The sequence below is a fragment of the Pseudomonas sp. E102 genome (assembly GCF_052660185.1).
This window is the reverse complement of record NZ_CP084025.1, coordinates 4,372,293-4,387,455: the sequence shown is the minus strand read 5'-3', so window position 1 is coordinate 4,387,455 and position 15,163 is coordinate 4,372,293. Positions and strand designations below refer to the sequence as shown.

Genomic DNA, 15,163 nt, shown 5'->3' with positions numbered 1-15,163 from the left:
TTTTTTCGCGGCGCTTGTCGCCCGTATGCAGACATAAGAGGCTAGACCCCTGTGGCATTGACGATTCTTGGCCTGTCCGGCGCCCTTAGCCATGATCCTTCCGCAGCGCTGTACATCGACGGCAAGCTGATCGCGGCGGCCGAGGAAGAGCGCTTCGTACGCGATAAACATGCAAAGAACCGCATGCCCTACGAGTCGGCGAAGTTCTGCCTGGAGCAAGCCGGCATCAAGCCGTCCGACGTTGACGTGGTGGCGATCCCCTTTGCCCCGATCAGCCTGTTCGGCGAAGCGCGCTGGCACTACGCCAAGCGCTACTGGTACGCCCCGGACCGTGCCCTCGATGCGATTCTGATGGGCAATCGTCGCTACAAACGTTATCGCCGCAAGATCGTCTGGTGCCTGGAACAACTGGGTTTCGACCCGAAAAAAATCAAGATCGAGCCGGTCGAGCACCACCTGGCCCATGCCTCCAGTGCCTATCACTGCTCGGGCTTCCAGGAAAAAACCGCCATCCTCGGCATCGACGGCAAGGGCGAATACGCCACGACCTTCTTCGGCTATGGCGAAAACGGCAAGATCCACAAGATCAAGGAATTCTACGACCCGGACTCCCTGGGTGGCCTGTACGGCGCGATCACCGAGTTCCTCGGCTTCGAGATGCTCGATGGCGAATTCAAGGTCATGGGCATGGCGCCCTACGGCGACGCCAGCAAATATGATTTCTCGCGCCTGGCCTCGTTCGAAAACGGCCAATTGGTGATCAATACCGATTACGCCAACGTGATCGGCCTGCGCCGCTATAAAGAGAAAGGCAAGGGTTTCTACTTCTCGCCAAAGCTGATCGAGTGGCTCGGTCCGAAACGCGAAGGCGACATCGCCGACGAGCCGTACATTCACTACGCGGCCAGCATGCAAGCGCTGTTCGAGAAGCTTGCGCTGCAAATGATCGATCACTACCTGGGCGACGTGCTCAAGGAAACCGGCAAGCTGGCGTTCGCCGGCGGCTGCGCATTGAACGTCAAACTGAACCAGAAAATCATCGCCCGCGATGACGTCAAGGAGCTGTTCGTGCAACCGGCTTCCGGCGACGCCGGTACGGCGGTGGGCGCGGCGGCTTATGTGTCCCACGCCCGTGGCGTGCCGGTGGAGAAGATGGAACACGTCTACCTCGGCCCAGCCTATAGCAACGAAGATGTGATCGCCGCCTGCGCCCGTCACCCGAGCAAGCCGGCGTGGCGCAAGATCGACAACACCCCTGAGCGCATCGCCAAGATCATGGTCGACGGCAACCCGGTTGCCTGGTTCCAGGGCCGCATGGAGTTTGGCCCGCGGGCCTTGGGCGGTCGTTCGATCATCGGTTGCCCAAGCGCCAGCGGCGTGGCCGACCGCATCAACGAACAGATCAAGTTCCGCGAACGCTGGAGGCCTTTCTGCCCGTCGATGCTCGACACCGTTGCGCCGCAGATGATCAAGGTCGACCACCCGGCACCGTTCATGACCTTCACGTTCGAAGTGGCTGAGGAATGGAAAACCCGCGTGCCGGAAGTGGTCCATGAAGACGGCACCTCCCGGGCCCAAGTGCTCAAGCGTGAATACAACCCGCGTTACTACGACATGATGAAAGCCCTGGAAGTCCTGACCGGCAATGGCGTGTCGCTGAATACCTCACTCAACCGTCGCGGCGAACCCATGATCTGCTCGCCCACCGACGCGCTGAACATGTTCTATGGTTCCGACCTGCAATACCTGATCATGGAGGACATCCTGGTGGTCAAGGACGGCGTGGACGCTTATGACACGCTCGGCTGAGCGACATGTGCTGCAGTTCTGCCACGGTTATGACGGGCCGTTCCTGGACTGCGCCCGTCAGTACGCCAGTCTGTTCGCCGGAACCGGTTATCGTGTGACCACGGTGTTTCTCACCGGCTCGGCGGACGCCGAGGTTGCCGCTGCCTGTGCCTCGGACGAGGTGTTGTTCATGGAGTACAGCTCCAGTGCCATTCGCGGCCTGAAGCTGGGTGCCATCGGCGATCTGCGCAAGATCGCCGCCTCGCGCAATTTCAGTTTATGCATCGCCCACCGGTTCAAGCCGATCTACATCGCCCTGCTCGGCACCGGGTTGCCGGTGATCGGCGTGCACCATGCCTTTGGCGATTATCAACGGCGTACCCGCCGATTGTTCGCCCAGGTTTTTCGCAAGCGCCTGAGCTTGCTCGGGGTGTCCGACGCCGTGCGCGACGACATGCGTCGCTGCCTGCCAAAATGGCCGGTCGGCAGGATCCAGACCCTCTACAACCGTATCGATCTGGAGGCCTTGCAGGCCAGCCAGGTTTCCCGGGAGCAGGCGCGACAAACCCTTGGGCTGGAAGCGAACGCCTGGATTGTCGGCAACGTCGGACGCCTGCATCCGGACAAGGACCAGGCCACCCTGCTTCGCGGTTTTGGCGCTGCGCTGGCGTACCTGCCAAGCCACAGCCAACTGGCGATTCTGGGCAAGGGGCGCCTGGAACAGGACCTCAAGGCTCTGGCGCGAGAGTTGGGCATTGCCGACCGCGTGCTGTTTCTCGGCCAGGTGCCAGAGGCCCGTCGTTATTTCCGTGCCTTCGACGCGTTTGCGCTGAGCTCCGATCACGAGCCGTTCGGCATGGTGCTGCTCGAAGCCATGGCTGCCGGCGTGCCGTTGCTGGCCACGGCCTGCGGTGGCGCAAAGGAGGTCGTCGAGGGCGTCGGCATCCTGTTCCCGCTCGGTGACGCCGAGCACATGGCCCAAGGGCTGCAACACCTGGCTGCGATGGACGAATTGCAGCGGCGCCAATGCGCCGAGTTGATGCTGGAGCGCTTGCGCGAACGTTTTTCCGATCGCGCCGTACGCGAGGCATTCTGGCGCTTGCCCCAAGTGACTGAACTGGCGCCGAGGAACTGATGCTCAACCGATTCCAAGGCTGGCGAGAGCGCGGCTGGACCACCACGGATGCCTCGAGCTACGCCCAGGCGTGGCAACGTTTTGGCGGCAGTGTGGCGACACACCCCCTGGTCGTGGAGCGCCTGGCCGCCCTGGCTGGGATTCCCGTGCGTTACCTGGCATTCGAGCAGGGCGGCGAGCTGAAGGCGGCAATTCCGACCTGGGGCCGCGATCTGGCGCTGTCGAAGGACGTGCTCAAGCGCAGCGGAAAAAAAGGCCTGTTCGACCTGGGCAATGCCGAGTTGATCCTGCCGGCCGCGCCCGACACCCAGGCACCGTTGCGTCATCGAGGGCGGTATCTGTCGGCGCTCAATGAAGGTCGCTTCAGCGGTTTGAAACTGCAGAAAGAGCAGCTGGCCATGGCTCGCCTGCCGGAAGAACTGTCCAAGAAGTTCCGCTACAACCAGCGCCGTGAATTGCGTCTTCTGGAGGAAGCCGGCGGGCAGGTGCGGCCGGTCGGCGAGTTCTCCAGTACCGAGTTGGCGTCGATCTACTGTGATCTGTTCCAGCGTCGCTGGGGTTTTCCCGCCACCGGTGCCGAGCGCATGGGCGAGGTGGTCGAGCTGCTGCGCGAGCTGCTGATCGGCTCGGTGATTTTTCTCAACGATGCGCCCATCGCCATCCAACTGGTCTATCGCGTCGAAGCGCCTGAATGGATCAGCGTCGAATACATCAATGGCGGCGTCGACCCGCAGACTCGCGAATTCAGCCCGGGCAGCGTCTTGAGCTTCCTCAATACGCAAGGCGCCTGGGAGCACGCCCGGGCCGCGGGCAAGCCGTTGCGGTTTTCCTTTGGCCGGGCGGATCGCGAATACAAGGATCGCTGGTGCAACCCCGTGCCGGTATTCAGCGTATGAACCCGCCGATGAATCGAAAACAACAACTGCTCAAGCGCCATCGTCGCAACAAGCGCGTGGGGCTGTTGTGCGCCCTTGTCGTATTGGGGCTGATAGGCGTTTGGGTGGCCTGGTGGCTGCCGCTGGTGCTGGCGCTGTTGGGCTGGGTAGCCCACGAGGCGTGGTTCGCCGATCATCTGTTCTATTCGCCCAAGGATGACTACCAGTACGATTTCCCCCCCTTCACGCAGCAACCGAAGGTTCACCTCAATGCAGGGCGACTGCGCCTGGATGAAGGTGTGATTCTCGATGACGGCGCGACTCTGGTCCTGGCCTTGCGGATCAAAAGCACCTGGCTGGGGCGTTTCTTCGATCCGAGCGTCGAGTTGTCGGGCGGTGAAGCGGCGGACCGACAAACATTCGAGCGTGGAGTCAACGGCCTGCGCTACCTCAACCTCAGTGAGCAGGGCGCGGTGCTGTCCCGGGGTGAATTGCGCTTGCGCGGACGCTTTTGTCGCTTGTCGGGCGAGCCGATGCTGTGGTCGTTTGCGCCGATGGAGCTACAGCGTCCACGGCTGATGGTTATCGCGCCCCACGCCGACGATGCGGAACTGGCCGCTTACGGACTCTACAGCCAGGCCGAAGAGGCCTGGATCGTCACCCTGACGGCCGGGGAAATCGAAGCACAACATTACCAGCGCATGGGCCTGGGACGTGCCGAAGCTGCGCGGCTCAAGGGGCGATTGCGCGCCTGGGACAGCCTCGCCGTGCCGCGTTGGGCCGGTGTGCCGCAGGAACACTGCGTGCAACTGGGGTATTTCTGCCTGCAACTGGCGGCGATGCAAGCCGCGCCCGGCCAACCCCAGGGCTCCCGCGAGGCGGATCTGAGCGATACCCGGCTGTTTCGCCAACTGAACCCGTTTGCCTTGCCCGGCGATGCAGACGGTGCGCCGACCTGGAACAACCTGCTGGCGGACTTGCGTGAAGTGCTGCTCAAGGCGCGCCCCGAAGTGATTGTGCTGCCTCACCCGACGCTCGATCCGCATCCCGATCATCTTTGTGCCCACCAGGCTGTCTTGCAGGCGCTGGAAGGACTGGAGTGGCAGCCCTCCGTGCTGCTGGGCTACGCCAACCACCTGCACGACAACGATCGTTGGCCCATGGGTGATACCGGCATGGGCGTCGCGTTGCCGCCCCATTTCGACCCGGCCCGGCCGATGCATCCGTTCAGCCTGGGCCTGACCCTGGCCGAGCAACGTGACAAGGCCATGGCGCTGGGCATGATGCATGACCTGCAGCCGCCTGCTCCGTTCAAGCGTCGATTGCGTCGTGGTATCCAGCGTCTGTTGGCCGGGCGCCGGGAGTCGCCCTATGGCGAGAATGAATTCTTTCGCAAGGCTGTACGCCGTCATGAACTGTTCTGGCGGCTTTAAGGGCCCAGGGGGCTACAAGGCCTCCGGTTATCTATCAAGTCGTTCGGTGCCGCAAGGAAGACGATGAAAGTTCTGTTTCTGGTGCAGAAAGAACAACGGGCCATCCTGGATCGGCTCTATGAAGGTGTCGCCGCCCATTGCGAGTGCGACCTGCGCTGGCTCGACAGCCAGGAGCAACGCAACCTGCGAGGCTATTTCCGGAGACACGTGGACGTCTCCCGCTACGACCGGATTGTATTTTTCCTGCGCTTCAAGCAGGAAATCCGCCAGGCGGGGTTCATCCGCACGATCCCCAACCTGGTGATCCTGGAGCATGATGCCTACCAGAACTACATCCCGTGCAAATACACCGGCAAGTTCAGCGCTCATTACCGACGCCTGCCGTGGGTGCGGGTCATCAGCTCCGGGTTCATTGTGACCGAACGCTTGCGTGCCGAAGGGTTCGATGCGGTTTTCGTACCCAAGGGCTATGATCAATCGCTGTTGCAAGACCAGCAGCGCGAGCGGGACATCGAGCTGGCGTTTGTCGGCAGTACCAACAGCGTCGCCTATAGCGGGCGCAAGGCATTGCTGGACGAGCTGGCGCGCGTCGAGCCGCTGGTCGTCACCCGTACCAAGTCCGGCGAAGAGTATTGCGAAACTCTCAATCGGATCCGCTTCTTCGTCAGTGCCGATGTGGGCATGGGCGAGTACATGATCAAGAATTTCGAGGCGATGGCCTGCGGTTGTGTGCTGCTGGCCTATGATCAAGGCGCCGAGGAAGCGCGGGCGCTAGGGTTGCAGGACATGCATAACGTGGTGTTGTATCGGGACATCCCGCAACTTCAGGAAAAACTTTCCCGGCTGCGCGCGGAGCCCGAACTGGCGCAAAGTATCGCCCGCAACGGCCACAGGCTGGCATTGGAGCAGTTCAGCTTCGCGCGTACCGGACAAAAAATCGTGGAAGCGCTGGAACCTCCGCTGCGACCGCGCGAACCGTTGAGTCTGCTAGAGTCCTTGCGCCAGAAACTGGGCATTTAACAAAAACCGCGATGCCATCCAACGACCTGGGTGGCATTTGACTAAATGGTATTTCAGTGCAGTTTTCCGACGATAGTGACATCACCCTGGTGGTCACCAGTTGCGGCCGGCTCGACCTGCTCAAGCGGACGCTCGAGAGTTTCGACCGTTTCAATACTGCGCCTATCCGCGAAGTGTTCATTACCGAAGATGCGGGCGACGATGGGGTGCATGAGGTCCTTCCTGCCCATTGGAAGGCGCACTGCACGGTTTTCATCAATCGGCCGAAGCTGGGGCAGCTGGCGTCGATCGATCTGGCCTACGGACACGTCAAGACAGCGTATATCTTCCACTGCGAGGATGACTGGGAGTTCTACCGCCCGGGGTTCGTGGAGGACTCTCTGACGGTCCTGCAACTGCGGCCCGAGATTCTCCAGGTATGGCTGCGCAATTATGTCTACGACCTGTGTGTCCACAGTCCCTACATTCGCTTGGGTGAGCGTCAGCTGATCGGCGGCGTGCCGTGCTATCCACTGATATCCGACAAGCCTGAATGGCAGAGTTTTTCCCTCAACCCTGGCCTGCGCCGTTTGAAGGAATACCAGTTGTGCGCCCCGTTTGCCGGTTTTGGTGGCGAAAAGGCCCTGTCGCTTCGTTACGCTCAACTGAACTTGACCGCGGTCACCCTTGAAGGGGATGCTGTTTTACACACCGGATTCGGTGTCCATGTCGAAGTCCCTGTCGAACGCCAGCGCAAGGCGCGTCGCAGGCGCCGTGAGCAAATCAAGCTCTTTCTGATCCTTTTGCTCGGAGTCTGTGTTGGCTGGCTTATCAATTATTGAGTTTCTCGAAGCACGAGTTCGGGTCCGCGATCAAAGGTTTGCTGCTCGATGAGCATTATTAATGTTATGTGGGCAGGCGGTTCGCCATTCGCTTCGGTGCATAAGGTCCATCGCCAGATACTTTCACAAATCGACCCGGCGATGCCTGTCAGGACATGGCTCTTGCAGGGCTCGGAATCTGCGTGCCTGGAGGGGGTGGGTCCGGCGCGTGAATGGAACCTGACCTCGGCGAAACTCAAGGGGCGGCACTTCTGGCGCCTGTTCAGGCCCTGGATGCACAGCCGTTTTCGCCAGGCGCTGCTCGACAGCGCTGCCCAAGTGGTCCTGCTCGACGGCCTCGGTGTGGCTCGTACCCTGTTGCCAGTATTGAAGGACATGCCGCACATCCATGTGGTGGTGATATTCCACGGTGCGACACGGCTCAATGCCGTGGGCCGGGATCTGCTGCGCGGCTTTGCGCCCTCGCGCCTGGCCCTGGCTGCGGTGTCGCAGACATTGGCGGCATCGCTGCAGGAAGCGCTGGGGTTGCCGGTCACTGCGTTGCGCAGTGCATTCGATCCGGCTGGATTCCAGACCTGCCTCCTGCCACGTGAAGAGGCTCGTGCCCGGATGCACTTGCCTTTGGCGGGCCCCCGCATATTCGGCGCCGTGGGGCGGCTGGTGGACAAGAAGGGCTTCGCCAGTTTGCTCGATGCCTTTGCCCTGGCGGCTGTCGCGCAGCGTGACTGGCGCTTGGTGATCGTCGGCGAAGGGCCTGCACGGGAAGCACTGCAGGCGCGCATCGACCAGCCGGACCTGGTCGACAAGGTATTGCTAGCGGGGCATCTGGAAGACGTGGCGAAGCTCTATAGAGCGTTCGACTGGGTGCTGGTCCCCTCCTTTGAAGAGGGCCTTGGCCTGATTCTCCAGGAGGCGATCCTGGCCGGCGTTCCGGTGCTGGCCAGTGACCTGGCGGTGTTCCGCGAACAGCTGGCCGATGCCGGTTGGTATGCGCCTGCCGGCGATGAGAGTGCCTGGGGCGAGGCGATCACGCGGGCTTCAGAGGCTTCGGCCGAAGCCGTCGCGGCGGCGCAATACCAGGCATTGGCGCCTGACGAGGCATGGGCGGGTTTCTGCCGGACCGCCCGGGAATTGATCTCAGGCAGGCAGTAGGGCGTTTTCCAGCGCTTGCATCGGAAAGCTCCCGTTCAGGTTTTCCCGCGCAATATAACGAGCGAAATGCTGCAAGTTGCGGCGCGCCAGATAGCGCGGCAATGGCGAGCGCAGGAAGCGCATGTCGGCGACATCGATCAGCCCCAGGGTGTTTTCCGGAGTGACGACGATATTGCCCAAGTGCAACGAACGAAAATAGACACCACGGGCATGGAGGCTGCGGATCAGTTCGATCAGGTCCGGGAGGCGCTGTTGCCAGCTGAAGCTCTCCTGATTCGACAATTGGCGCAGGGTTTTTCCCGGAAGCGGCCGATACAGTACGGCGGTCATGCCGGGCTTTTGCAGTTTGTAGTAGGCAAGCACTTCGAGAGTCGGTACGCCGAGTTCTTGCAAGCGGGCCGCGTTTTTGATGAATCGCGTCGAATAGGGCCTGAACAGGGCCGACGAAAATAGCCGCTTGCGGCGAAACAGTTTGAGGATGTTTCCATCCTGCAACAGATAGACTTTTGGGCCGTAGCTGTCGGCCTCCAGAATGCTGGCGCCTTCAATCAATTGATTCAAAGCGGCTTGGGGAAGCCGTGAGGATTGCATCGTAGGGAAACCTTGTTGAAAGAACCGGTGCCGTGGCGGGCCATGATGCCCAAAAGTTTTTGTTTTAACCATGCCGGTTTGGCTGGTACATCGATTAGGAGCTTTGGATGCAAGCAACACGTTGGGCGCAGGTATGGATGGCCTTTGGCTTGTCATGGTTTTTGCTGGCGATCGCACTGGCACCCGCCAACAAGGTTTATCAACAAGGAATGATCGCATTCGTCTGGTTGCCCGCGATCCTGTTCGCCTGGCCCGCGCGGCACAGGCTGGTGGAGTTATGGCGCGCCCAGCGCTTGGTCTACACGGCGTTGCTGGCATTGATGGCGTGGGCATTGATCACCCTGTTCTGGGCCGAGTCGCCGGAGCCCGTGCGCGAAGCCAAGCGGTTGTTGTACATCCTGATATTCCTGATGTTCTTCCCGATTTTCGCTGACGGTCGACCTGAGCGGGTGATCCGTATCATGCAGTGGGGCGGTGTTGGGCTAGCCCTGACGGCCTTGATGGCAATGATTCATTTCTATGGGATCGAGAACCAGCGCTGGGTGGCGCGTCTCGAGGGGCTGGGCGAGTTGTCCCATCCGATCCTGGGTGGCTACGTGATTGGCCTCGCGGCGATCTGGATGCTGCATTGGGTGCCGCGTCGTATCGGGCTGCAAGCTGTTTGTGCCGTGGCCTTGGCTCTGCTGGGCTTGTTCGTGGTCATGAGCCAGAGTCGCGGCGCGGCCCTGGCCTTGTTGCTCAGCGTACTGGCCATGCCGCTTTACTGCCGGGACTCGCGTACTCGTTTGATTGCCGCCGCGGCGCTGGTGCTGGCGATGGTGACTTTCTGGTTGCTGGAACCCTTGGTGATGGCCCGCGGAGCTTCCTATCGTCCGGAAATTTTTGCGTCCAGCCTGCAGATTATTTCCGAGCATCCCTGGGGTGGTCTGGGATTGGCAGGCGACTACCGGGTTCCTGTCGGTGGCCGTTTGTTCGACCACTCGCATAACCTGTTCACCCACGTTGCCATTCAGTTGGGCCTGCCCGGAATGTTGATATGGTGTGTGGTCTGGTTCGCCGTGCTGCGCGAGGCCTGGCGTGCCCGTGACACCCTGCTGGGCCGAGGCGTGCTGGGCATGTGGGTGTTTTCGTTCCTGGCGATGCAGTTCGACGCGGCGAGCCTGACGGGCACCCCGCGCGCCGAGTGGTTCATCACTTGGCTGCCGGTCGGCATGGCCAGCCTTTTGACCTGGGCGCGGGCCAATCCCGATGGCTGTGATAAAATCCCGCGCTCTTCCTAACCAGTGAGCTCGACGATGAGTGACGCACCGCCTAAAGCGGAACAGGATTCCAGCCTGAAAATCTATTTCCGGCTGCTGGGATACGTCAAACCCTACTTGGGCATTTTCCTGCTGAGTATCGTGGGCTTCGTGATATTTGCGTCCACCCAGCCCATGCTGGCCGGGATACTCAAATATTTTGTCGACGGGTTAGGCAATCCCGATGCGGTACTGTTTCCCAGCGTGCCGTATCTCAAGGATTTGAAACTGCTGATGGCCGTGCCGCTGCTGATCATCCTGATCGCTGCCTGGCAGGGCCTGGGGTCGTTCCTGGGCAACTATTACCTGGCCAAGGTCTCGCTGGGGCTGGTGCATGATCTGCGGGTCGAGTTGTTCAACAAGCTGCTGGTCCTGCCCAACCGCTATTTCGACACCCACAATTCCGGTCATCTGATTTCCCGGATCACCTTCAACGTGACCATGGTCACCGGTGCTGCCACGGACGCCATCAAGGTGGTGATTCGCGAAGGCCTCACCGTGGTGTTCCTCTTCGCTTACCTTGTGTGGATGAACTGGAAACTGACCTTGGTGATGCTGGCGATCCTGCCATTGATTGCAGTGATGGTCAGCAGCACCAGCAAGAAATTCCGCAAGCAAAGCAAAAAGATCCAGGTGGCCATGGGCGACGTGACCCACGTCGCCTCCGAGACCATCCAGGGTTATCGGGTGGTGCGCAGCTTCGGTGGCGAGGCCTATGAAGAACAGCGTTTTGCCAGCGCCAGCCAAGGCAATACCGACAAACAACTGCGCATGACCCGCACCGGCGCGGTCTACACGCCGATGCTGCAATTGGTGATTTACACTGCCATGGCCGCGCTGATGTTCCTGGTACTGTTCCTGCGCGGTGACGCGACAGCGGGCGATCTGGTGGCCTACATCACCGCGGCGGGCCTGCTGCCCAAGCCGATTCGCCAACTCTCGGAAGTCAGCTCCACGATCCAGAAGGGCGTGGCGGGCGCCGAAAGCATCTTCGAGCAACTGGACGTCGAGCCCGAAGTGGATAAAGGCACGGTCGAGCAGGAGCGCGTGAGCGGCCGTCTCGATGTGCGCAACCTGAGCTTTACCTACCCTGGCGCCGATCGGGAAGTGCTCAAGGACATCAGCTTCACCGCTGACCCTGGGCAGATGATCGCCCTGGTAGGGCGGTCGGGCAGCGGCAAGTCGACCCTGGCCAGCCTGATCCCGCGTTTCTATCACCACGAAGTCGGTCAGATCCTGCTCGATGACGTGGAAATCGAAGATTATCGACTGCGCAACCTGCGCCGGCATGTGGCCCAGGTGACCCAGCACGTCACGTTGTTCAACGATACGGTGGCCAACAATATCGCCTACGGCGACCTGGCCGGCGCGCCGCGGGCCGACATCGAAAAAGCCGCCCAGGACGCCTACGCGATGGACTTCATCGCGCAGCTTCCCCACGGCCTGGACACCGAGGTCGGCGAAAATGGCGTGCTGTTGTCCGGTGGCCAGCGCCAACGGCTGGCGATTGCCCGGGCATTGTTGAAAAACGCGCCGCTGTTGATCCTCGATGAGGCCACCTCGGCACTGGACACCGAGTCCGAGCGGCATATCCAGGCCGCGCTGGACCAAGTCATGAAAGGCCGTACGACCCTGGTCATTGCGCATCGGCTGTCGACCATCGAAAAGGCCGACATGATCCTGGTCATGGACCAGGGGCGCATCGTCGAACGCGGCACCCATGGCGAACTGCTCGCGCAAAATGGCTATTACGCGCGTCTTCATGCCATGGGCTTGGATGTTCCCACCCAGGACATCGCCTGAATACGAGGCCAAGGCTATGCTCTTGTGCATGACGACGATGGAATGCTCGACATGGATGAGACAACAAGGGCATCAAAGCAACAATCGCAGGCTCAGCCGGGCGCGCTGACACTTTCGCCCTCGGACCGGGCGGCCATCAAGATCCAGCGGCCTCGCTGTTTCTGGTTGACCGGGCTGTCGGGGGCTGGAAAGTCGACCTTGGCCAATGCCCTGGAAGTTCGCCTTCACCAGCAAGGCCTGCATACCGCTTTGCTGGACGGCGACAACCTGCGCAGGGGGCTTTGCAGTGACCTTGGGATGGATGCCGGCTCCCGAAAGGAAAACGTGCGGCGAATAGCCGAAGTGGCGCGCTTGATGGTCGAAGCAGGGCTGATTGTCATCGTCGCGGCGATTTCGCCGTTTCGGGCCGATCGAGACGCGGCACGACGGCTCTTTTCCCATAATGACTTCATCGAAGTCTACGTCAGTACGCCGTTCGACGTGTGTGCCGAGCGCGACCCCAAGGGGCTGTACCGCGAAGCCCTCGCCGGGCGGATCAAGCATTTCACCGGTCTCGATAGTCCTTACGAGGCGCCGCTGGCGGCCGAATGCGAAATCGATACCAGCGAGATGGAGCTGGCCCAGGCCTGCGCGCAGATGATGGCATTGCTGTGTGAAAACAATGAAAGCGCGGCTTGATACTTCCGGTCACCGCCATGGACGAGCCTCCCCCAACCCTGTGCTAATATCGCGCCCCTGTTCATTTTGTATGTGGGATGTTCCATGAAGTTGTCCATGCCGCGATTCGATCAAGCCCCTGTATTGGTGGTCGGCGATGTCATGCTCGACCGCTATTGGCATGGCGGTACATCACGGATTTCCCCCGAGGCGCCGGTACCGGTGGTCAGGGTCGAGCACATCGAGGACCGTCCCGGCGGTGCCGCCAACGTTGCCCTGAACATCGCCGCCCTCGGCGCCCCGGCTTCCCTGGTCGGCGTGACCGGTGACGATGAAGCGGCAGAGAGCCTGGCCAACAGCCTGGAAGGCGCTGGCGTGCGGGCGATCTTCCAGCGCATCGCGCACCAGCCGACCATCGTCAAGCTGCGGGTCATCAGTCGTCACCAGCAACTGCTGCGCATCGACTTCGAAGAACCGTTCGCCACCGACCCGCTGTCCCTGGGCGCCGAGGTCGACAACCTGCTCGACGGTATCAAGGTCCTGGTGTTGTCGGACTACGGCAAGGGCGCGTTGAAGAACCATCAAGTGCTGATCCAGGCTGCCCGTGCCCGCGGCATTCCCGTGCTGGCCGACCCCAAGGGCAAGGATTTTTCCATCTACCGTGGCGCGAGCCTGATTACCCCTAACCTCAGCGAGTTCGAAGCCATCGTCGGTGGTTGCGCCGATGAGCACGAACTGGTGAGCAAGGGCGCACAGCTGATGCACGACCTGGATCTGGGGGCGTTGCTGGTTACCCGCGGCGAGCACGGCATGACCCTGCTGCGTCCCGATCATCCGGCCCTGCACCTTCCGGCCCGTGCCCGCGAAGTATTTGACGTGACGGGCGCCGGTGACACGGTGATCTCCACCCTGGCCGCGGCGATTGCCGCCGGCGAGGAACTGCCCCACGCGGTTGCCCTGGCGAACCTGGCGGCGGGCATTGTCGTCGGCAAGCTGGGTACGGCGGCGATCAGCGCCCCGGAACTGCGGCGCGCGATCCAGCGCGAAGAGGGATCGGAGCGCGGTGTGCTGGGGCTGGAGCAACTATTGCTGGCTGTCGATGACGCGCGCGCCCATAAAGAGAAAATCGTTTTCACCAACGGTTGTTTCGACATCCTCCATGCTGGCCATGTGACCTACCTCGAGCAGGCCCGGGCCCAGGGTGATCGCTTGATCGTCGCGGTCAATGACGATGCTTCCGTGAGCCGCTTGAAAGGGCCGGGCCGGCCGATCAACAGCGTCGACCGCCGCATGGCGGTCCTGGCCGGCCTTGGCGCGGTGGATTGGGTGATCAGCTTCAGCGAAGGCACGCCGGAAAACCTGTTGCGCCAGGTCAAGCCGGATGTGCTGGTCAAGGGCGGCGACTACGGTATCGACCAGGTCGTGGGTGCCGACATCGTTTCCGCCTATGGGGGCACGGTGAAGGTGCTGGGGCTGGTGGAAAACAGCTCGACGACGGCGATTGTGGAAAAGATCCGCAATAACTGATTTATCTGACAAAGCGCAGCACTTGTGGATGCGAGCACGCTCGCTCCCACAAGGGTTCGTTGTCCGGTCAGAAAAATCGGCGTCAGGCCTAACGAGCCACCTTGCTCGGGACGATTTTCTTGAGCAGTTGCCGCGCCTTGCCCTTGAGCCGGGTCAGCCCGGACTCCTTGCCCGGTGGCGTCAGCCCTTGCTGGCGTAACCAGTCCTTCCAGCGAATCCGCTCGTCACGCACCAGCCAACCGTCCTGCCGGGCGAAGCTCTCCGCCAGGTATAAGCCGCGGGTGCTGGCCGCAAGCAGCTGATCTTTCTTCAATGTATACAGTTCGGGCAGCGGTTGTCCGTCCTGCAGCGGCATCAGGTAAAGATCGGGTCGCTTGCGGTCCAGGCGCGCCACCAATTGGTCGCCCTCCAGACGCTCATCGACATGAAACAGGCTCAGTGACTTGGCTTCCTTAGGCACGTCCAGGCGCAAGTCATAAATCAATTGCAGGGAGGCCGTCGGCAGATGCACGTAGGCCCGTGGTCGTTCGATCAGTTGCAGATTGGCGCAGCGCACCGGTCGGGCCGAGCCGGACAGCGGAGCCAGGCGAAACGGCAAGGCTTCGCGATAATGCAGTGCGCTCGAATAAGGCGCCGGGAGCCAAGTGTCGTTGAAGCGTCCGCCGAGCCAACCTTCCGGTGTTTCCAAAAGGCATTCTTCGGCTATTTCGTTGATGGCGGTAAGCAGCGGCAGGTTCAGCTCATGGGCCGGGACATAGCCGGAGATCAGCTTGAGCACCACGTCGCCGCGATCCTGGCGACGCTGACGCACCAATACCCAATACTCGCGGTTCTGCCAGTGCAGGGTCAGGCGCACCGAGACGCCCAGGTTCGCAAGCTCCACGGAGAAACGCTCGGCATCGTCCACAGCCACGGGACGCCGCCGCTGCAAGGTCTGGGCAAAATTGAGCGGCATTCCCACGCTCTGGTAAGTCAGGCCTTCGGGAGTCGCTTCGACGGAAAGGGGCAGAGTCTTGAAGTTACTTGGATTTTTTCTGATGAGCGTACGCGGCATGTCGGCTCC

Annotated in this window: 13 protein-coding genes; 11 read left to right on the top strand and 2 right to left on the bottom strand. The window is 61.3% G+C overall.

Going from position 1 to position 15,163, the window contains the following annotated elements:
• The first annotated feature begins 51 nt into the window (after positions 1–51).
• The 7 genes from DOCECA_RS19910 (at position 52) to DOCECA_RS19880 (ending at position 8,224) form a co-directional block, all read left to right on the top strand.
• A complete protein-coding gene (locus tag DOCECA_RS19910) occupies positions 52–1,809 on the top strand; it encodes a carbamoyltransferase family protein (RefSeq protein ID WP_420766149.1) in 1,758 nt (585 codons plus the stop codon).
• Complete coding sequence (locus DOCECA_RS19905) at positions 1,793–2,923, top strand: glycosyltransferase (RefSeq protein WP_434649143.1); 1,131 nt, start codon at positions 1,793–1,795, stop codon at positions 2,921–2,923. The genes DOCECA_RS19910 and DOCECA_RS19905 overlap by 17 nt, the downstream gene beginning before the upstream one ends.
• Complete coding sequence (locus tag DOCECA_RS19900) at positions 2,923–3,819, top strand: antimicrobial resistance protein Mig-14 (protein WP_420766151.1); 897 nt, start codon at positions 2,923–2,925, stop codon at positions 3,817–3,819. Before DOCECA_RS19905 ends, DOCECA_RS19900 begins: the two co-directional genes overlap by 1 nt.
• A gap of 8 nt (positions 3,820–3,827) precedes the next feature.
• Positions 3,828–5,231, top strand: coding sequence for a PIG-L family deacetylase (locus DOCECA_RS19895; RefSeq protein ID WP_445570966.1), 1,404 nt, complete (start codon positions 3,828–3,830; stop codon positions 5,229–5,231).
• A gap of 63 nt (positions 5,232–5,294) precedes the next feature.
• The gene (locus tag DOCECA_RS19890; RefSeq protein WP_445570965.1) at positions 5,295–6,251 is read left to right on the top strand and encodes a glycosyltransferase family protein; all 957 of its coding nucleotides are present in this window, start codon (positions 5,295–5,297) and stop codon (positions 6,249–6,251) included.
• Positions 6,252–6,307: 56 nt separating this feature from the next.
• Positions 6,308–7,072 (top strand): glycosyltransferase family 2 protein, encoded by a 765-nt coding sequence (locus DOCECA_RS19885; RefSeq protein ID WP_420766154.1) that lies wholly within the window; start codon positions 6,308–6,310, stop codon positions 7,070–7,072.
• A 48-nt stretch (positions 7,073–7,120) separates the two neighbouring features.
• On the top strand, positions 7,121–8,224 hold the full coding sequence (locus DOCECA_RS19880; RefSeq protein WP_445570964.1) for a glycosyltransferase: 1,104 nt from the start codon (positions 7,121–7,123) through the stop codon (positions 8,222–8,224).
• Here DOCECA_RS19880 and DOCECA_RS19875 read toward each other — a convergent pair.
• The gene (locus DOCECA_RS19875; RefSeq protein WP_434611677.1) at positions 8,210–8,815 is read right to left on the bottom strand and encodes a toluene tolerance protein; all 606 of its coding nucleotides are present in this window, start codon (positions 8,813–8,815) and stop codon (positions 8,210–8,212) included. The two genes, DOCECA_RS19880 and DOCECA_RS19875, sit on opposite strands and share 15 nt — an antisense overlap.
• Positions 8,816–8,922: 107 nt before the next feature.
• Between DOCECA_RS19875 and DOCECA_RS19870 the strand changes: the two genes are divergently transcribed.
• The 4 genes from DOCECA_RS19870 to hldE all read left to right on the top strand — a co-directional run bounded on the left by DOCECA_RS19870 (position 8,923) and on the right by hldE (position 14,100).
• Entirely contained in the window at positions 8,923–10,095 is a 1,173-nt protein-coding gene (locus DOCECA_RS19870) for an O-antigen ligase family protein (RefSeq protein ID WP_434649136.1), read from the top strand.
• Between the two features lie 15 nt (positions 10,096–10,110).
• The gene (msbA, locus tag DOCECA_RS19865; RefSeq protein WP_445570963.1) at positions 10,111–11,916 is read left to right on the top strand and encodes a lipid A export permease/ATP-binding protein MsbA; all 1,806 of its coding nucleotides are present in this window, start codon (positions 10,111–10,113) and stop codon (positions 11,914–11,916) included.
• Between the two features lie 51 nt (positions 11,917–11,967).
• Positions 11,968–12,594, top strand: coding sequence for an adenylyl-sulfate kinase (gene cysC / locus DOCECA_RS19860; protein ID WP_434608124.1), 627 nt, complete (start codon positions 11,968–11,970; stop codon positions 12,592–12,594).
• An 84-nt stretch (positions 12,595–12,678) separates the two neighbouring features.
• Positions 12,679–14,100, top strand: coding sequence for a bifunctional D-glycero-beta-D-manno-heptose-7-phosphate kinase/D-glycero-beta-D-manno-heptose 1-phosphate adenylyltransferase HldE (hldE, locus tag DOCECA_RS19855; protein ID WP_420766159.1), 1,422 nt, complete (start codon positions 12,679–12,681; stop codon positions 14,098–14,100).
• Positions 14,101–14,188: 88 nt separating this feature from the next.
• Here the strand turns inward: hldE and DOCECA_RS19850 are convergent, their stop codons facing one another.
• The gene (locus tag DOCECA_RS19850; protein WP_420766160.1) at positions 14,189–15,154 is read right to left on the bottom strand and encodes a metal ABC transporter ATPase; all 966 of its coding nucleotides are present in this window, start codon (positions 15,152–15,154) and stop codon (positions 14,189–14,191) included.
• Positions 15,155–15,163 lie beyond the last annotated feature (9 nt).